Genomic DNA, 17,964 nt, shown 5'->3' with positions numbered 1-17,964 from the left:
GTACTCAATCCTGCTAGTAAAATTGATGGAAATTGTATGAACTTGACTGTAAGCCAACGAATTTGGGGTGGTTTTATTCTTATCACCTCACTACTCCTAATGATAGGTGGAAACTCTTTGCTAAGGATTGCAAACATAGATAGCTCTACACAACAAGTGAATAGCTTATCTCTTCCGGCTCTAAATAAAAGTTCAGAGCTGCAAGTTGAGTTTTCATTAATGAGCAAGGTCGCGCAAGGTAGCTTTTATGCGCAAACACCTGCAGAATTAAATGCGCTTAAGGCACAGTTTAATGAACGACAAGTTGTATTCGATAAAACTTATGCGCAACTACAAGATATTGTCAGTAGTAACCAAAGCTTAGCGCGCAACTCTCAAAGTGTTGGCAACTCATACTCTGATTTCCTGAAATCGGTTAACAATCTACTTCGTGACAAAGCCCTCGAGTTACAGCTAAAGAGAACGACCGCATCGCAATTGGAAGATATTGAACTCAATGCAGAAGATGCAACAACAGCAGTACTTGATATTATTGATTTAGACGGATTAAAAGAATCTAGCAACCGAGCATATCAAGCAGCCAATAGTATGGAAAATAACTTTTCTGCTTTGGTGACAAATAGTGCTGATATGCTGACCGTTGATAATTTAAATACCCTAGCTATTGTCAAAAAAGACCAAGATTACTTGCTCGAAGAGTTGCAGAGAAACATAGAGCTGATGAAACCAACAGTTATTGCAATTGATGACAGCTTATTTTCAGACTTGGAGTCTTACTTTAGTACGTTAAAAGCCGAAGCCTCAGGGTCAAATAGTCTTTCAGCAAATAAAAAACGCTTAATCAACGCTATTAGTATGACAAGAACTGAATTGGCAGAAGCTGAGCAAGCTACCAAGGCGGCGTTAGAGCAACTTGATCAATTACTCAATGAAGCGAGTAAAGTGGCATTTAATCTACAAAAAGGTGTTAGCGAAGATGTCAGTGCAGCAAACTTGTGGACATGGGTTGGGATGGTAATTGCGACGATTATCGCTATTGTTGTCGCGTTCGTCACAGTTAACTTGATCACCAAACCTCTTGCTGAAGTCAACCGTGTTCTGACTATCGTTGCCCGCGGCGATATGACACAACGACTAGATGATAGCGCTAAAGATGAGTTTGGTGATCTTTCTCGCAGCTGTAATGCTTTAATTAGTAGTTTGAGGGAGTTAATAACCGGAATTGTGTCACGCTCGACACAGTTAGCTGCGGCCTCAGAACAAACTTCAATGATTACCACAGAATCAAGTCAAGCAATTCGAAACCAGCAAGCGCAAGTTGAGCAAGCAGCTACCGCTACAACAGAAATGAGTAGTACATCTCACGGCGTAAGTAACAGTGCTAATCAAGCATTACTTGAAATCAAAAATGCTGATAAAGAAGCTGAGCGTGTTAAGGGTATTTCTCACGATAATAAACATACCATTGAACAATTAGCGAAAGAAGTTGACGAAGCTTCCAGAGTTATCAACAAATTGCATCAAGATAGTGCTTCAATTGGAGGCATTCTAGATGTGATCCGCGGCATTGCGGAACAAACCAATTTATTAGCACTAAATGCGGCCATTGAAGCAGCCAGGGCTGGGGAGCAGGGCCGAGGGTTTGCTGTTGTTGCTGATGAAGTCCGCTCTCTTGCAAGTAAAACACAAGAGTCGACTCAAGAGATACAATCAATGATTGAGTCCTTACAAGCAGGGGCTGAAGAAGCTGTAACAGCTATGTCAAAGGGTAAACAACAAGCTGAATCATGTGTGGATAAAAGTGATTTGGCAAATGAAGCATTGAACAGTATCACTCAAGCGGTTTCTCAAGCGCATGATGTGAGCGAAGAGATTTCCACTGCTGCCAATGAACAACAACAAGTTTCACAGGAAATCAGTGAGCGACTCGAGTCCATCGTATCGATTGCTGAACAAACTGCGGAAGGGGCAAATCAAACTTCTATTTCAAGTACTGAAGTGGCCAAGCTTGCTGAAGAGCTCCGCTTGTCAGTAGACCAATTTAAAGTTTAATGAATATAGATAAAACATAGTATTAAACGTCTACTTTTAAAGATAAAAACACTAAAAAAACCTGCTATTGCAGGTTTTTTTATTGGCCAACCTAATGCTAGATAACTTGATTCATTTCTCACTTATTTATAATACTCAAATACCTCTCTCGTTATCATCGAGGAGCAGTAAATGGCAGCACCAACTGATATGTAAGCACGCTTGCGTCCAACATTCATATAAGAGTGTCATGCTGTAAAAGGGGAATTAAATAGAATGCAGCGAGCTTCTTCTGAGTCGTATTTTGTCTGACGTTGTGCTGTATCGAGTGCATAAGCCGCACTTCAATTGTCGCTGTAATATTCAATCGAATACGCTAAGCCGGCGACTCTATATCGCCTTTAGCATGAATTGGCCGACCTCCTCCATAGCCAAACGAGGTTTGTTTGCCCGCTCATTTTAATCAGGTTACTTAGTCCCCCGTCTATATATCGATACATTAATAAGCTTCATTTGCTACTGCACTCAGTGAGCGACAGATACAATAGCCGCAAGTAGCACTATCTAACGAAATCTTATTAAGGTAGGAGATCCAAACGATAGTAGCTCCAACTAAGGCACCCCACGATGCCACATACGGGAGTAAAATACAAAACGCCCAATGAAAACTCATCAGGCGTTTTAATATGAAGTAAGTGTCAATCTACCTCAATACTTGTCACATCTTAAGCTAAGAATAATGATTCAGCTTTGGTAACTATGTTGTCTACAGTGAAACCAAAGTGTTCAAATAGTTCACTAGCAGGTGCTGATTCACCAAATGTTGTCATGCCAATAACAACACCGTTTAAACCAACATATTTGTACCAGTAGTCTGCTATTCCCGCTTCTACTGCAACACGACGTGTTACGGCAGCAGGCAAAACGCTTTCTTTATATTCAGCTGACTGGGCATCGAATACATCCGTTGATGGCATAGATACTACGCGCACCTTCTTTCCTGTTAAACGTAACGCACGAGCTGAATCAACTGCCAGCTGCACTTCAGAACCCGTCGCAATAATGATTAGCTCAGGATTACCATCACAGCTTAATACATAGCCGCCTTGCTTAATGGCTTGCACTTGCGCTTCATCCCTACTTTGCTGTTGTAAACCTTGTCGAGTAAATATCAACGACGTAGGACCATCTTTACGCTCAACGGCTTGTTGCCAAGATACGGCTGATTCAACTTGGTCACACGGACGCCAGTTAACAAGGTTAGGAGTCAAACGCATACTTGCAATTTGCTCTACAGGTTGATGCGTCGGCCCATCTTCACCAAGACCAATCGAATCATGCGTATAAACAAAAATACTCGGTTGCTTCATGAGTGCAGCCATACGAACAGCATTGCGTGCATACTCCATAAACATTAAGAACGTAGCACCGTATGGAATAAAACCTTTATGAAGCACGATACCATTCATAATAGCCGACATCCCAAACTCACGTACGCCATAATAAATGTAATTACCTGAAGCGTCCTCAGCAGTCAATCCTTTTGAGCCATCCCAAATTGTTAAGTTTGATCCGGCTAAATCTGCTGAGCCACCCATAAACTCTGGTAACAAAGGACCATAAGTATTTAACGCATTTTGCGATGCTTTACGAGTTGCTGGGTTTGCAGGGTTCGCTTGAAGTTGTGCAATATAAGCTTCTGACTGTTCAGTCCAACTTTGCGGCAACTCACCTTTCATTCTACGTTCAAATTCCGCCGCTAATTCTGGGTATTCAATTTGATACTCAGTAAATTTAATCAGCCAATGGCTCTGGGCTTGCTGACCGCGTGCAGATGCATCCCATTTTGCATATACATCATCAGGTACTTCAAATGCACCATGTTGCCAACCAAGAAACTCACGTGCCGCTTTGATTTCTTCGTCACCAAGTGGAGCACCGTGACAGTCATGGCTGCCTGATTTGTTTGGTGAGCCGTAACCAATAATCGTTTTACAACAAATTAATGTTGGTTTACCTGTTTCAGCTCGCGCAGCGTCGATTGCGGCTTTAATGGCATCACTATCATGCCCATCAACATCAGCAATAACATGCCAGCCATAGGCTTCAAAGCGTTTAGGAGTGTCATCACTGAACCAGCCTTCCACTTCCCCATCAATTGAGATGCCATTGTCATCCCAAAAAGCGACAAGTTTACCCAGCCCTAACGTACCAGCAAGTGAACAAGCTTCATGTGAAATACCTTCCATCAAGCAGCCATCACCTAAAAATGCGTAAGTGAAGTGGTTAACAATATCGTGTTCATCACGGTTAAACTGTGCTGCCAATGACTTCTCGGCAATCGCCATACCTACAGCATTAGTAATACCTTGGCCTAATGGCCCCGTCGTTGTTTCAATACCTGGCGCATAACCATACTCTGGGTGACCCGGTGTTTTCGAATGCATCTGACGGAAATTCTTTAAGTCATCAATTGATAGATCATAACCACTTAAATGTAGCAAAGAATAAATGAGCATTGAACCATGACCATTTGACAATACAAAACGGTCACGATCAGCCCATTCAGGGTTGTTTGGATTATGTTTTAAATAATCGCGCCAAAGTACCTCGGCGATATCCGCCATACCCATAGGGGCACCGGGGTGACCAGATTTGGCCTGTTGAACTGCGTCCATTGACAGGGCGCGGATTGCATTTGCTAGTTCTTTGCGAGATGGCATGAATTCTCCTACCTTAAAATTCGCGGGTATAATTGTTAAGTACCCCATTCTTACTCATTTCAATGGTTGACTGCAACGACATTTCTTAGAAAAAACAGGTACAAGATGAATTTTATATTCACATTCTTTTTAGAGAAGCTATTTAGACGTCTAGGCGTAAAAAAACTATGCAGAGCTGCTTGTTTTGGTTAGAATAGTGAGTATACATTTTTATTTCCTGCGCTATCCCTGTTGTTTGTGAAGCGCATATTTGTGAGCATACATACAATGGCAAAACATTTATTTACTTCTGAGTCTGTGTCTGAAGGCCATCCGGATAAAATCGCCGATCAAATTTCCGATGCGGTACTTGATGCAATTCTTGAACAAGACCCAAAAGCACGTGTGGCGTGTGAGACTTACGTCAAAACCGGTATGGTCATGGTTGGTGGTGAAGTCACTACTAGCGCATGGGTAGACATTGAAGAACTTACACGTAAGACCGTTCGTGATATTGGTTATACTCATTCAGATATGGGGTTTGACGCTGATTCATGTGCCATCTTAAACACAATTGGTAAACAGTCTCCTGACATCAACCAAGGTGTAGACCGTGCTCGAGCTGAAGAGCAAGGTGCAGGTGACCAAGGTCTAATGTTCGGTTACGCATGTAATGAAACTGACGTACTCATGCCCGCCCCAATTACTTATTCTCACCGCCTTGTACAACGTCAAGCGCAAGTACGTAAAAGCGGTGAGCTTAACTGGTTGCGCCCTGATGCAAAGTCTCAAGTGACATTCGCATACGAAAATGGCAAAGCCGTTGGTATTGACGCTGTTGTTCTTTCAACTCAGCATTGTGATACTGTTTCGCAAACTGATTTAGTTGAAGCTGTAATGGAAACAATTATCAAACCAGTATTGCCTGCTGAGCTTATTTCTAAAGCAACTAAGTTTTTCATCAACCCTACTGGCCGTTTCGTGATCGGTGGCCCTATGGGTGACTGTGGTTTAACTGGCCGTAAAATCATCGTAGATACATATGGTGGTATGGCGCGCCATGGTGGTGGTGCTTTCTCTGGTAAAGACCCATCAAAGGTTGACCGCTCAGCTGCTTATGCCGCTCGTTATGTTGCTAAAAACATTGTAGCGGCTGGTTTGGCTGATAAATGTGAGCTGCAAGTTTCTTATGCCATTGGTGTTGCTGAACCAACCTCTATCAGTATTGAAACTTTCGGCACCGGTAAACTCGAAGAATCTCGTTTAGTTGAACTTGTTCGTGAACACTTTGATCTGCGTCCATACGGACTGTTAACGATGCTTGACCTTGAACGCCCTATTTATCAACCAACAGCGGCATATGGCCACTTTGGTCGTGAAGAGTTCCCATGGGAAGCAACTGACAAAGCAAATGCTCTGCGAGCTGCCGCTGGGTTATAATCTAGCCCGAAATATACTACTGAAAAACGCGGTGTACCATACACCGCGTTTTTTATAGCTGATTTTTAGTCTCATTTAAGTATGCACTTGGCGACATCCCATACCAACGCCGCACCGCTCGATTTAATGACGCCTGCTCTTTATAACCCAACAAATCACTTAATTCCTGTTTTCGCATAACATACCCAAATTGCCCAAACCGCCGTAACCGTTCTTTATCTTTTAGTTGGCTAAAACTCAGTTTTTGTGCTGTTAGTTTTCGTTGTAAAGTCCGTGTCGACACGTTCAAGTGCTGGGCTAATACGCTTAACGTGAGAGTATGTAAATCACAACTATGTAAAACAAGTTGTAGTTGAGAGAGCCATTGATGCTCACCAGCAGAGCCACTAGCAAGCTCGTTTATCGATATTAATAAATGAGCTTGAATTACCTCATTACGGGTGATTAATTTCACAGCTAACAATGAAACTGGGAATTCAATTCTATTCGATGTTTGCTTATCTTTAACTGGACAATTAAACCACACTTCCATCAAACGTAGCTGTTCATGCGTAAACGCATCACTAAAATGCATTTCACTCGGTGTTAAGGCTTGCCCTGATATCCGTCTAACTGTTGCAACCCATGCAGTCATGTTTCTCAGTACTGCATGACGGTTATGAAAGTAAGGTCGCCACACCAGTGTTGCACTGCTATCGCAAACCGTGAATTGTATATCACCAATATTAGCAACCGTTTTGTCAAATTGCAGTAGCCAATCTATTGCGCATCCGACGGTATCACTGGTTTCTACCAAATACCCCAATAAGCCATACTCTGCACTCGTAATCGCTTTTCCGGTATTAAACCCCCATAAACTATCACCTTGTATTTTTACGGCTGTATCGATTGCTTGTAAATAAGCAGCCATAGGAATGCGCCTACAATCGCAATACCGTTCAGGTAAATAGTGCGCAACGACTTTACAATATTCTTGACTAACATCTGACACTTTGGCGCCTAATGACAAATTAATGGCTTCTTCAGTCAAGTATGCCCACCTTAAATACAATATGCTAGCTTTGACTTTATTGTAGAAAGAACGCAAATGACTTTACTTGATATAATCATAGAGCTACCTAAAGAAGGTGAATTCAACTTTTATCAGCTGACTGATTGTCAGTTTTTAAGTCATATTTTTCGCGTCCAAATTACAGCTCTCGACAACAAAGAACAGACAGAGCGTCGGCTTGTTTCAATGCGAGGACATCAATTTACAGAGCGTGTTATTCAACTTTCAGATACGTCCCTAACTTATCAGATAGAAGGTAACGGTCCAATTAAGCTGCACCTCGGTGAAATTAATTACACCAATTCAAATACGCAACATTTTTTGCACTATAAAATTTCAGGAACCAGCAATACCTGGCTACCCTCGTGGTTATTAAAAGCTGTGCTATATTACGACTTCAAACGGGCTGGTAAACGCTTGTGGAGCGTACTCAATGAAAGTTGAATACATACTCATACTTCTTAGTCCACTGTTTATAACTGCGATTATGCTAGAGCGGTTAAAGCTCAAAAATAAATATTCACTCAAAGAGCTATGTTTAAATGTTTCTTTGGCTCTGTCGCATCAAATAGTAGATATGCTTGTCATGATATTGCTTATGCCAGTACTAATCTGGCTACACTTAAACTTTTCTTTATTTTCATTTGAAGTCTCATTTTTAGCGGTACTCCCAGCCTTTGTATTACAAGATTTTCTTTATTATTGGTTTCATCGAGCTAGCCATCAATGTGCTTGGTTGTGGAGTGCACACGTTGTCCACCACAGCTCACTCCACATGAATTTTTCAACCGCTTTAAGGCAAAGCTTATTTTATCCTCTAACAGGGATGTGGCTGTTCTGGATACCATTGATCTTAATTGGTTACCCGCCACAATTCGTTTTCAGTTTAGTTGCATTGAACTTAGCTTTTCAATTTTTTATTCATACCGAACTAGGGCCTGAATTAAAATACGTTGGGAGCATTTTTAATACCCCCCACCACCACTGTATTCACCATGCAACGAATCCACATTGTATTGATAAGAACTACGCAGGAGTACTTATTATTTGGGATAAACTATTCGGTACCTTTCAAACTCATAACCCTAATGAGGTACTCGTATTTGGTGTTAATGAACATCACTACTCGATGTCATTTTTAGACGTTATTTTTACACCATGGGGCATACTTTTTAATAATTTAAAAAAACAAAAAAATGTACGAAACATAATAAAAACACTGTTTGGAGCACCTTTAAAGCACAAGTAAACAATGCCCCCCTTGCCAACAATCAATTACTGCTTACTTTTCCTTTATTAAAATTCAGTAAATAAACAGCCGAAATAGCCAACACGCCACCACAAGCTACTGGTGCAGACAATGTTTCACCAAAATACCACGCAGACAACCCCATCGCTGAAGTAGGTACGACAAAAATAAAAGAGCTTGAACGACTAGAGCCTAGCTGCTGTGTCGCCAAGAAAAAAATACTCGTAGCAACACTTACCACGACAGTTGATAAAAAAGCCATATGTAACCAGTACTCTAAAGAATATATTACCATCGACTTAAGTGGTGAGTAGCTATACGCAAATCCATAACTGATTAAGCTCGCGAACCCATACATAAACGTACTAAACAGTAGGAAATCGGCGTATCGGCCGCCTATTTGACTAATAATTGTTAAAATGGCCCACGTGAAAGCCGCGAGAATAAAGTAGAGATTACCTGATGCAAGTAATTGGTCTAAGTTGAAACTCCATATTTCAATCATAAACAACCCACCAATTAGCCCAAATGTTAGACCCATACCTTGCACTACTTTTAGCTTCTGTTGAAATACAAGACTCGTTAATAAAAACGTGAATAACGGGTTTATCGTCGTCACAAGCATGCCACCCTTTCCAGGTAAGCCATTATGAAGTCCGAGAAAAAATAGTTGATTGTATCCAGCAAGCAACGCCCCTGCAGGTAACGACCACAGCAAAGCGTTACGAGAAAACTTTAGCGTCACAAATTTAAATCTGCGCACAACAAACAATATTGGTAGCATACTCAAAGTAGCTATCGCTAGGCGGTAAAATGTTGTTACTTTGGTCGGCGCCATCTCAGCAATAATCTTCCCAGAAACCCAACTTGTCCCCCATAACAACATTGCGATAATAAGTGAAATTATCAATACAGTCTCTGTAGAGTTTTTAGTCTTAATCATAATCCCTGTTTAGCTCACTATTTATAATGGTGTAACATTTTTACCTTCAGTGTACATCAAAATAGGACAGGATACTTCGGCCTCAGTCATAGTACTTATCCATTATATATACGTAAAAAGACTATATAATTTGGATACATATCGGCTAGTTACCTGTTTATAATTAGAGTAACTATTACTGTTAGGATCTTGAATGAATATTGAGCGCAAACAAACCAATCAAAGAATGAGTCGGACTGTCATCCATAACAATACAATTTATCTATGTGGCCAAGTATGTAGTGATGCAACCAAAGGGATAACAGAACAAACACAAACCATGTTAGACAAAGTAGATATATTACTCGCTGAAGCTAATAGCGACAAATACCACTTACTCAGCGCTACCATGTATATTAGTGACATGACATATTTTAAAGAAATGAACGCCGTATGGGACTCGTGGGTACCTCAAGGGCACGCACCAGCTAGAGCATGTGTGCAAGCTGCAATGGCCAGACCTGAGTTACTCGTTGAGGTCTCTATCGTAGCAGCAGTAAAAAATAACAAGTAAGTAGTAAACCCAAAATCCTTTTATAGCTTACACGTAGCCGCTAGTAGTGTGATGTACAACATCTGGATGCAATTATTAATAGCGACTAAGTTTTAAAAAAGGGAACTACCTTAGTCAAAAAAAACCTTGGATACTTCCAAGGTTTTCAACCTATCTTACATAAACACGAAATCCGCGTTTAATAATTTATAGGCCTGCACGCGCTTTAATAACAGCGATAAGTGGCGAACCACTGTGACCATTACCTTCAGCCCATGAAATATCAGCACCATCAACTAGCGCACTTTTCGGTAAATTTTTAACTATGTATTCACCTGCACCTGCAGCATTACTCGCAATTGCATGGCGTAACAAGTTATTACCATTACATTGAATCGCATCGTAGATATTACGAATTTTCACTCGTGAGCTTTTTAGCTTTTTACGTAAACGCCCTTTGTCATCAGCGGCAACATATTCACACAAAGATGCTGCAAGCTGTGCATCTGCATGTGCATTTTGACTAAAAGACAAAGACGCAGCACATAAAGAAGCTGACACTAGCACGGTAGTTAATTTCATTTTAGACCCTTCAATAATACTTTATTCGTACCCCAATACTTATATAATTGTAGCAATCTATATAATTGTTAGCAACAAACTCATAATTTTTTCTGTAAGGTTACGAATTTATGACTATATATATTTTTATCATCCGCTTCATTATGTTGCGTCTCCATCACCTGCCATTCCCCTACCTTCTCATAATCTGGAAAGCAGGTATCTCCTTCAACCGTTAAGTCAATGAAAGTCAAATAAAGTCGTTCACATAAAGGAAGGAATTGTTCATATACCAAGCCCCCTCCTATTATCATAACCTCTGCTTCCCCCTCAACCAACGCAAGTGCAGCGTCAGCAGATGTAACAACCTCCGTTCCTTGCGCATCATAATCTAGATTACGACTAATAATTATATTCCGTCTATTGGGAAGAGGGCGTCCTATAGACTCAAAAGTCTTCCGACCCATAATGACTGGTTTATTCAACGTAACTCGTTTGAAGTGTTGTAAGTCTGCCGGTAGGTGCCAAGGCATTTTATTACCTTGTCCAATCACTCGATTATCCGCCATTGCTGCAATCATTGAAATTATCACATTCACTCCTATACTTATTAAGTATTAAAAAAGGGCTTACAGCCCTTTTTTAATATTACCATCTCAGGTTATCGTTCGTAGACAACTTCTACATCGTAGTCATCTTCATCCCAGTCATCATCCCAGTCATCATCGTCTTGTGCTTCTTGAGCTGCTTTACGATGATAGGTGTCCCACTTAAACTCGACCTCTTCTTGCTCTTGCTCTACCTCAAACTTGTCTTTAGGCATGCTGTCTAGCAATGTCATAATGTCGTAGCATAATGGCTGGGTATTTAGTTTATTAATAGCGGAGACCTGATACACCTTCTCTGCATCAAGCTCTTGTGCAATACGTTCACAAATGGCCTCAGCTTCGTCCTCGGGCAATAGATCTATTTTATTCAATACTAACCAGCGAGGCTTTTCTGCTAGTTTAGGACTATATTGGTGTAACTCATTAATAATTGAGAATGCATTATCTACTGGATCGGTGCCATCAACAGGCATCACATCGATAATATGTAAAAGTACACGACAGCGCTCTAAATGCTTCAAAAAGCGAATACCTAAGCCTGCACCATCCGACGCACCTTCAATAAGACCTGGGATGTCAGCGATTACGAACGACTTACTTGCCTCAGGGCGAACAACACCTAAATTTGGGATCAAGGTAGTAAATGGGTAATCTGCCACTTTAGGTTTTGCTGCTGAAACGCTGCGAATAAATGTCGACTTACCAGCATTAGGTAGGCCAAGCAAACCAACATCAGCGAGTAGTAGTAATTCTAATTTTAAGTTACGAACTTCACCTTTAGTACCTAACGTCTTCTGTCTAGGTGCACGGTTTACACTTGACTTAAAGCGCGCATTCCCCAATCCATGAAAGCCCCCTTTTGCAACAAGTAATTTTTGCCCATGCTGTGTTAAATCACCAAGTGACTCTTCCGTATCAACATCGCTTACACGCGTACCTACTGGTACTTTCAGGTAAAGGTCAACACCCTTTTTACCCGTACAATTACGTGACTGTCCATTCGTTCCACGCTCCGCACGGTGAAAACGTTCAAATTGGTAATCAACCAATGTATTCCAGTTTTCATCTGCTAGTAAGTATACACTTGCACCATCACCACCATCACCGCCATCAGGGCCGCCATCAGGGACGTATTTCTCACGACGAAATGACACAATGCCACTACCGCCATCGCCCGCTTCTGCGCGAATTTCAACTTCATCGACAAACTTCATGGTTACTCTCTTTTGACTGGGGGGTTCTGATTCCCGAAGTATAATACTAATAAGACAAAATCTTTAGTCATTATTGCAGTTTGCTTCACTTTGCCACTGCATATCACTTCGTTAGGAGGTTCTATAAAAACAAAAAACCCCGCCGTAGCGGGGTTTTTTTTAATTTTTACCGATTACTCAGCAACGATGCTAACGTATTTACGGTTTAATGGACCTTTTTGTTCAAAAACAACTTTACCGTCTGCTTTTGCAAAAATTGTATGGTCTTTACCGATACCTGCGTTAGAACCAGCGTGGAAACGAGTACCACGTTGACGTACGATGATGTTACCCGCTAAAACTGATTCGCCACCAAAACGTTTAACACCTAAGCGTTTACTTTCTGAATCGCGACCGTTACGAGTACTACCAGCTGCCTTCTTATGTGCCATCTTTCTGTACCTCTAAATTAAGCGCTAATGCCAGTGATTTTAACTTCAGTGAACCATTGACGATGGCCCATCTGCTTACGAGAATGCTTACGACGTCTAAATTTAACGACCTTAATCTTCTCACCGCGACCGTGTGAAACAACCTCAGCTGTCACTTTGCCACCGTTTACGAACGGTGCACCGATCTCGATTTTCTCACCATCAGCAACTAAAAGTACTGAATCAAATTCAACTGCTGCACCAGTCTCAACGTCTAATTTTTCTAGACGAATCGTTTGACCTTCAGTCACACGGTGCTGTTTACCACCACTTTGGAAAACCGCGTACATAATTAACTCCGCTTGTGCGCCCTCAAATCGACGCAACTTAATATTCTTCAATAGGGCGCGAAGTTTACGCTAATGCGAACCTACGTGCAAGCCCATTTTTCTATAAACTGAATAAAAAATAGCGGCTAAGAGAGCGAATCATTATTTTCTGCTAGTCTATCCAAAAAAAGCCATAAACCAAAGCGCTTTTTTCTTCTTTTACGACAACCTTCTATAACTCAAAAAAACAACGGTATTTGAACGTATTTTCAACAGCATGGCCTGCTAAGAGGTTTTTTTTTATTGTTCTTTGACAAAATATCGAGCTAAATGGAATTTTGTAGTACACTCGCCTCGTTTATCTATTTAACCTGGCTTGGAGTAAGATGGATATTAAGGCTATCCAGGCGTTAATCGAAACCGATATGCTTAACGTCAATGAATTAATACACGCACAAATGCAATCTGACGTTGCATTAGTTAACCAGCTTGGTCTGTATATTGTTAACAGTGGTGGAAAAAGAATAAGACCCATGTTGACATTACTGGCTGCTAAAGCGCTTGGTCATCAAGGTGAAAAGCACGTCACTTTAGCAACTATCGTTGAATTTATTCACACTGCTACATTATTGCACGATGACGTAGTTGACGAATCAGCATTACGTCGAGGTGAACCAACCGCAAACGCTGAGTTTGGTAATGCAGCCAGTGTATTGGTTGGCGACTTTATATACACTCGGTCGTTCCAATTAATGGTTGGCTTACAAAATATGCAAGTGATGCAAATTTTAGCTGATGCGACAAATGTAATCGCTGAAGGGGAAGTGTTGCAATTAATGAATTGTAATGACCCAGACACCACAGAAGAAAGCTATATGCAGGTTATATATAGTAAAACGGCAAAATTATTTGAAGCTGCAACGCTACTCCCTGCTGTTGTACTTGAGCAATCAACCGATGTGCAAAACGCTCTCAAGTATTATGGAATGCATTTAGGCACAGCGTTCCAACTTGTTGATGATGTATTGGATTACAGTGCAAATGCTGAGCAAATGGGCAAGAACTTAGGTGATGACCTTGCTGAAGGGAAGCCGACTCTACCTCTTATATATGCTATGCAGCATGGAAAAGCTGAACAAATTACACAAATACGTAATGCTATAGAGCAAGGCGACGGGTTAGAGTATTTAGATGATATACTAATCACTCTAACAGAAACGAATGCCTTAGAATTTGCTATGGATAAAGCGAGAGTTGAAGCTAATAAAGCCATTCAAATGCTCAATATTCTGCCTGATTCGCCGTATAAGCAGGCATTAATTGGGTTAGCCGAAATATCAGTCTCAAGAGATCACTAATCCAAACAACGTCTACGTAACAAGAAAGCCGCAGTGCGGCTTTTTTAAAACGATTTAGAGTATCACCGTACTTACTTTTGCTCTGGTGGGCGATAACCCTCTATTTCCACTTCTTTATTCTCGAATAAAAAACCAACCATCTGCTCTTCAAGTAACTCTCGATGTGCTGGGTCCATCATATTTAAGTGTTTTTCATTAATCAACATAGTCTGTTTATGCTGCCATTGCTGCCACACTTCTTTTGAGATGTTATTAAATATTTTTTCACCTAATTCACCCGGGTAAAACTGGAAATCTAATCCAGGTGCGTCTTTTTGTAATTTTTGACAAAATACAGTACGAGCCATAACTTATTACCTACTTAAGGAAGATACTGTTAGTTTAACTCATTGTGCCTATGACTTTAACTAACTTTTTGGTCGGTGCAGCTAAACCAACTTGTGCAGGGTCATGTAAGTCATACCATAATAATGGCTGTTCATGCACGCAATCAGGTACACTATCTAGGTGCAGGATTATTGGATTGATAGTAAGTTCAAAGTGAGTAAATATATGCACAAAAGGCGCTAATGATTGTATATTACCGTCAATACCCTGTTGCGCTATAAATAGCTCTATCAGTTCATGAGCTTCAAATTCAAAAAAGCCAAACAATCCGCCCCAAATACCCGAGCTTGGCCTTTTTTCCATCAACAGTTTATTTTCTGCTTTAATAATTAAATGGTACACCGTTTTCTTCGGTTTCGCTTTTTTCGGCTTTGAATTAGGGAAATCTCTTACTTGGTTGTGTTTATACGCTGAGCAGTCAGCCACTAGTGGACAAGCCTGACAATCAAAGTTAGCTCTAGAACACAAACTCGCACCCAAATCCATCATGGCCTGATTAAACTCAGTCACATTATCTTGCGGGGTTATTTTTTCGATCAACTCCCAAAGGTTATTTTCTACTTTCTTTACACCATACCAGCCTTCAACCATAAAGAATCTTGCTAGTACGCGCTTCACATTGCCATCCAAAATAGGATGATGTTGCCCTAAAGCCAATGATAAAATAGCACCAGCGGTAGAACGGCCAATACCGGGTAAGGCCTCTACTTGCTCCATTGTCTGAGGAAATTGGCCTTGATAGTCATCACGTACAATTTTAGCGGTTTTATGTAAATTTCGTGCTCTCGCGTAATACCCTAAGCCTGTCCAGTGATGTAGCACTTCATCTTCTGGTGCATCAGCTAAATCAATGATGCTCGGAAACCGTGCCATAAAGCGATTAAAATAAGGAATAACAGTCACAACTTGAGTTTGTTGCAGCATCACTTCTGACACCCATACTTTGTAGGGGGTTTTTTCTAATTGCCACGGCAATGTTTTTCTACCATGAAGGTGATACCAGCTAACAACTTGCTCAGCAAACCATTTAGCCTGACTATTTGATACTTGCATTGACGGTGCACTTTACTAATTCTACTTGGCCGCCAGTGTAAGGAGCTTTTAAAAACAGTCAAGCTATTGTACTTATCGCGCCGAACAGGGATAATATGCGCCCACTTTTCACTGTGCAGAATGACTATGAACGATTCGAGTAAAACTAGGCTTGAGCAAGCTCAGCAAGAAGGCAAATATATCCGCAGAATACGCAGCTTTGTAAAGCGCGAAGGTCGCTTAACCAAAGGCCAAGCAGCGGCCATTGAGAAATGCTGGCCAACTATGGGCCTCGAGCATAGCCAAGGTTTACTAGATTTATCAGAAGTCTTTGGTAATGACAACGACGTGGTACTAGAGATTGGCTTTGGTATGGGTAAATCATTGGTCGAGATGGCAAAAAATGCACCTCACCTAAACTTTATTGGCATTGAAGTTCATAAACCCGGAGTTGGGGCGTGCCTGATGGAAGCGGATGAAGCGGGTATTACCAACTTACGTGTATTTGAGCATGACGCGGTAGAAGTGCTGGCTGATTGCATCAAAGATGCAAGCTTAACCACAATGCAACTGTTTTTCCCTGATCCATGGCACAAAAAGCGTCACCACAAACGCCGTATAGTGCAACTAGAGTTTGTTGAAAGCCTTAGAAGTAAATTAAAAATCAGTGGTGTATTTCACATGGCAACTGATTGGGAAAACTATGCTGAACATATGCTTGAGATAATGAATGCAGCACCCGGGTACGAAAACTTATCAAAAACATCTGATTATATGCCCCGCCCTGATAACCGGCCTCTGACTAAATTTGAGCAACGCGGTCACCGCCTTGGACATGGGGTCTGGGATCTCATGTTTAAACGCTGTAATTAATTGAAAGTACCTGCCCTTTCTAACCTAATGAGGCCTTATGAGTCAGTTATCAAACCCTAGTTTGTTGTTAATGCGCAATGATGACGAGTTGCAAGCAAACAAGATTCTTGTGATCAATGCAAATCGGGATAGCTTCCTATTGCAATTACAACAACTAAACCCAAGTAGTGATGTACATGCTTTTAGTTATAATATTGCAGATCATCAAGCAGCAGAAAAACACTCTGGTATCTTGAGTTCTGTTGACCATAGCTTGCCATCAATTGACAACTTAGATCTTATCATCTACTTCTACCCTAAATCCAAGCCAGAAGCGATGATGATGCTCGATAATATTAGAGCCATTGCGACCAGTAACACCCGATTATTAGTTGTAGGGCATAACAAAGGCGGTGTGAAATCAATTGAGAAACAACTCAAACCACACGCTGATCTATTCTGCAAATTAGACAGCGCAAAACACTGTGTTTTGTATGAATTCTCTGACCTTCACCTATCGCCTAAATTTGATATCGCACAATACCAGTCTGAATTTCAAGTACAAGTAGGTGAATTAGAGTTTACCGCTGTCAGCGTACCAGGCGTATTCAATCACGGAAAGCTTGACGTGGGGACTAAACTTTTACTTGAGAATATTGATGTACCATACAAAGGAGCAATTTTAGACTTTGGTTGTGGTGCTGGATTGATTGCGACATTTATGGGTATTAAGCAAGCTGCTCTCACGCTTAACTGCTTAGATGTAAATGCACTTGCATTGTATGCTACCGAGCATACATTAAAGGTAAATGGCCTATCAGCAAAATTGATTCTCAGTGACGGCCTGATGGATGTAACGGGGCAATTCAACTTAGTAATTAGCAACCCACCATTTCATACGGGCATCGCAACCGACTACGGGATTGCCGACCGCTTTTTAAGCGACAGTCGAGGGTTTTTAAAGTCAAAAGGGAAAATACAAATTGTTGCCAATAACTTCTTAAAGTACACCCCTATACTTGAACAACAATTTGGTTCTTTTTCTACCTTAGCAAGAAATACCAAATTCACTGTCTATGAGGCTAATAAAAACTAATCAGACTGGTTGATTCCTCACTCTACTGGATAAAATAACACGAATAATCAGGGATTTTATTGTTATTTTATCCATTCTCTTTGCTACACTTGTGAATAGTTTACAATCATTGAATCAAATATTGATGTTGTATGTGTTCCAAATACAGCTAATACCTACAGCACAATTG

The 17,964-nt window shown here is 40.9% G+C and carries 18 protein-coding genes; 8 read left to right on the top strand and 10 right to left on the bottom strand.

What is annotated here, in order from left to right; genetic code table 11:
* Positions 1-36 precede the first annotated feature (36 nt).
* Positions 37-2,052 (top strand): methyl-accepting chemotaxis protein, encoded by a 2,016-nt coding sequence (locus tag J8M01_RS02880; protein ID WP_211056942.1) that lies wholly within the window; start codon positions 37-39, stop codon positions 2,050-2,052.
* A 704-nt stretch (positions 2,053-2,756) separates the two neighbouring features.
* Here the strand turns inward: J8M01_RS02880 and tkt are convergent.
* Positions 2,757-4,754, bottom strand: coding sequence for a transketolase (tkt, locus tag J8M01_RS02875; RefSeq protein WP_192508349.1), 1,998 nt, complete (start codon positions 4,752-4,754; stop codon positions 2,757-2,759).
* Between the two features lie 267 nt (positions 4,755-5,021).
* Between tkt and metK the strand changes: the two genes are divergently transcribed.
* Complete coding sequence (metK, locus tag J8M01_RS02870; protein ID WP_211047853.1) at positions 5,022-6,173, top strand: methionine adenosyltransferase; 1,152 nt, start codon at positions 5,022-5,024, stop codon at positions 6,171-6,173.
* A 52-nt stretch (positions 6,174-6,225) separates the two neighbouring features.
* Here metK and J8M01_RS02865 read toward each other — a convergent pair whose 3' ends face one another.
* The gene (locus J8M01_RS02865; protein ID WP_211056941.1) at positions 6,226-7,203 is read right to left on the bottom strand and encodes an AraC family transcriptional regulator ligand-binding domain-containing protein; all 978 of its coding nucleotides are present in this window, start codon (positions 7,201-7,203) and stop codon (positions 6,226-6,228) included.
* Positions 7,204-7,260: 57 nt separating this feature from the next.
* On the opposite strand from J8M01_RS02865, the gene J8M01_RS02860 reads away from it, so the two are divergent.
* Positions 7,261-7,668 carry a hypothetical protein gene (locus J8M01_RS02860; RefSeq protein WP_211056940.1) on the top strand — a complete coding sequence of 136 codons (408 nt, stop codon included), beginning with the start codon at positions 7,261-7,263 and terminating at the stop codon, positions 7,666-7,668.
* Positions 7,658-8,473, top strand: a complete 816-nt coding sequence (locus tag J8M01_RS02855; RefSeq protein ID WP_192508353.1) for a sterol desaturase family protein — start codon at positions 7,658-7,660, stop codon at positions 8,471-8,473. The genes J8M01_RS02860 and J8M01_RS02855 overlap by 11 nt, the downstream gene beginning before the upstream one ends.
* A gap of 22 nt (positions 8,474-8,495) precedes the next feature.
* Here the strand turns inward: J8M01_RS02855 and J8M01_RS02850 are convergent, their stop codons facing one another.
* Positions 8,496-9,416: a DMT family transporter gene (locus J8M01_RS02850; RefSeq protein WP_211056939.1), complete on the bottom strand. Its 921-nt coding sequence runs from the start codon at positions 9,414-9,416 to the stop codon at positions 8,496-8,498.
* A gap of 193 nt (positions 9,417-9,609) precedes the next feature.
* On the opposite strand from J8M01_RS02850, the gene J8M01_RS02845 reads away from it, so the two are divergent.
* Complete coding sequence (locus J8M01_RS02845; RefSeq protein ID WP_211056938.1) at positions 9,610-9,969, top strand: RidA family protein; 360 nt, start codon at positions 9,610-9,612, stop codon at positions 9,967-9,969.
* Between the two features lie 186 nt (positions 9,970-10,155).
* Here J8M01_RS02845 and J8M01_RS02840 read toward each other — a convergent pair whose 3' ends face one another.
* From J8M01_RS02840 to rplU, 5 genes are all read right to left on the bottom strand, one after another.
* Positions 10,156-10,530: a DUF3718 domain-containing protein gene (locus J8M01_RS02840; protein ID WP_192508356.1), complete on the bottom strand. Its 375-nt coding sequence runs from the start codon at positions 10,528-10,530 to the stop codon at positions 10,156-10,158.
* Positions 10,531-10,610: 80 nt separating this feature from the next.
* Complete coding sequence (gene folA, locus J8M01_RS02835; protein ID WP_318782612.1) at positions 10,611-11,102, bottom strand: type 3 dihydrofolate reductase; 492 nt, start codon at positions 11,100-11,102, stop codon at positions 10,611-10,613.
* Between the two features lie 68 nt (positions 11,103-11,170).
* Positions 11,171-12,331, bottom strand: coding sequence for an Obg family GTPase CgtA (gene cgtA / locus J8M01_RS02830; protein ID WP_010361517.1), 1,161 nt, complete (start codon positions 12,329-12,331; stop codon positions 11,171-11,173).
* 173 nt (positions 12,332-12,504) lie between these two features.
* Positions 12,505-12,762, bottom strand: a complete 258-nt coding sequence (gene rpmA / locus J8M01_RS02825) for a 50S ribosomal protein L27 (RefSeq protein WP_010361516.1) — start codon at positions 12,760-12,762, stop codon at positions 12,505-12,507.
* Positions 12,763-12,779: 17 nt separating this feature from the next.
* Positions 12,780-13,091 (bottom strand): 50S ribosomal protein L21, encoded by a 312-nt coding sequence (gene rplU, locus J8M01_RS02820; protein ID WP_010361515.1) that lies wholly within the window; start codon positions 13,089-13,091, stop codon positions 12,780-12,782.
* Positions 13,092-13,456: 365 nt separating this feature from the next.
* Between rplU and ispB the strand changes: the two genes are divergently transcribed.
* Entirely contained in the window at positions 13,457-14,428 is a 972-nt protein-coding gene (gene ispB / locus J8M01_RS02815) for an octaprenyl diphosphate synthase (protein WP_211056937.1), read from the top strand.
* A 71-nt stretch (positions 14,429-14,499) separates the two neighbouring features.
* On the opposite strand, the gene J8M01_RS02810 is transcribed toward ispB, so the two are convergent.
* Together J8M01_RS02810 and mutY are read right to left on the bottom strand one after the other, a co-directional pair.
* Positions 14,500-14,775 (bottom strand): oxidative damage protection protein, encoded by a 276-nt coding sequence (locus J8M01_RS02810; protein ID WP_010361512.1) that lies wholly within the window; start codon positions 14,773-14,775, stop codon positions 14,500-14,502.
* A 34-nt stretch (positions 14,776-14,809) separates the two neighbouring features.
* Complete coding sequence (gene mutY, locus J8M01_RS02805) at positions 14,810-15,868, bottom strand: A/G-specific adenine glycosylase (protein WP_211056936.1); 1,059 nt, start codon at positions 15,866-15,868, stop codon at positions 14,810-14,812.
* Positions 15,869-15,994: 126 nt separating this feature from the next.
* Between mutY and trmB the strand changes: the two genes are divergently transcribed.
* On the top strand, positions 15,995-16,720 hold the full coding sequence (gene trmB / locus J8M01_RS02800; protein ID WP_211056935.1) for a tRNA (guanosine(46)-N7)-methyltransferase TrmB: 726 nt from the start codon (positions 15,995-15,997) through the stop codon (positions 16,718-16,720).
* Between the two features lie 37 nt (positions 16,721-16,757).
* The gene (locus J8M01_RS02795) at positions 16,758-17,795 is read left to right on the top strand and encodes a methyltransferase (protein ID WP_211056934.1); all 1,038 of its coding nucleotides are present in this window, start codon (positions 16,758-16,760) and stop codon (positions 17,793-17,795) included.
* Positions 17,796-17,964 lie beyond the last annotated feature (169 nt).

The sequence above is a fragment of the Pseudoalteromonas sp. MMG005 genome (assembly GCF_018101015.1).
Classification (GTDB): domain Bacteria; phylum Pseudomonadota; class Gammaproteobacteria; order Enterobacterales; family Alteromonadaceae; genus Pseudoalteromonas; species Pseudoalteromonas aurantia.
Note: the sequence above shows the minus strand (reverse complement) of the source record. Positions and strands in the feature narration are given on the sequence as shown.

What these genes read in the sequence shown, in the direction of transcription:
- cgtA (WP_010361517.1), bottom strand. Translation starts at nt 12,331, where the DNA reads ATGAAGTTTGTCGATGAAGTTGAAATTCGCGCAGAAGCGGGCGATGGC.
- rpmA (WP_010361516.1), bottom strand. Translation starts at nt 12,762, where the DNA reads ATGGCACATAAGAAGGCAGCTGGTAGTACTCGTAACGGTCGCGATTCA.
- J8M01_RS02850 (WP_211056939.1), bottom strand. Translation starts at nt 9,416, where the DNA reads ATGATTAAGACTAAAAACTCTACAGAGACTGTATTGATAATTTCACTT.
- J8M01_RS02880 (WP_211056942.1), top strand. Translation starts at nt 37, where the DNA reads ATGAACTTGACTGTAAGCCAACGAATTTGGGGTGGTTTTATTCTTATC.
- mutY (WP_211056936.1), bottom strand. Translation starts at nt 15,868, where the DNA reads ATGCAAGTATCAAATAGTCAGGCTAAATGGTTTGCTGAGCAAGTTGTT.
- J8M01_RS02855 (WP_192508353.1), top strand. Translation starts at nt 7,658, where the DNA reads ATGAAAGTTGAATACATACTCATACTTCTTAGTCCACTGTTTATAACT.
- J8M01_RS02845 (WP_211056938.1), top strand. Translation starts at nt 9,610, where the DNA reads ATGAATATTGAGCGCAAACAAACCAATCAAAGAATGAGTCGGACTGTC.
- J8M01_RS02860 (WP_211056940.1), top strand. Translation starts at nt 7,261, where the DNA reads ATGACTTTACTTGATATAATCATAGAGCTACCTAAAGAAGGTGAATTC.
- metK (WP_211047853.1), top strand. Translation starts at nt 5,022, where the DNA reads ATGGCAAAACATTTATTTACTTCTGAGTCTGTGTCTGAAGGCCATCCG.
- J8M01_RS02795 (WP_211056934.1), top strand. Translation starts at nt 16,758, where the DNA reads ATGAGTCAGTTATCAAACCCTAGTTTGTTGTTAATGCGCAATGATGAC.
- J8M01_RS02840 (WP_192508356.1), bottom strand. Translation starts at nt 10,530, where the DNA reads ATGAAATTAACTACCGTGCTAGTGTCAGCTTCTTTATGTGCTGCGTCT.
- ispB (WP_211056937.1), top strand. Translation starts at nt 13,457, where the DNA reads ATGGATATTAAGGCTATCCAGGCGTTAATCGAAACCGATATGCTTAAC.
- trmB (WP_211056935.1), top strand. Translation starts at nt 15,995, where the DNA reads ATGAACGATTCGAGTAAAACTAGGCTTGAGCAAGCTCAGCAAGAAGGC.
- tkt (WP_192508349.1), bottom strand. Translation starts at nt 4,754, where the DNA reads ATGCCATCTCGCAAAGAACTAGCAAATGCAATCCGCGCCCTGTCAATG.
- J8M01_RS02810 (WP_010361512.1), bottom strand. Translation starts at nt 14,775, where the DNA reads ATGGCTCGTACTGTATTTTGTCAAAAATTACAAAAAGACGCACCTGGA.
- rplU (WP_010361515.1), bottom strand. Translation starts at nt 13,091, where the DNA reads ATGTACGCGGTTTTCCAAAGTGGTGGTAAACAGCACCGTGTGACTGAA.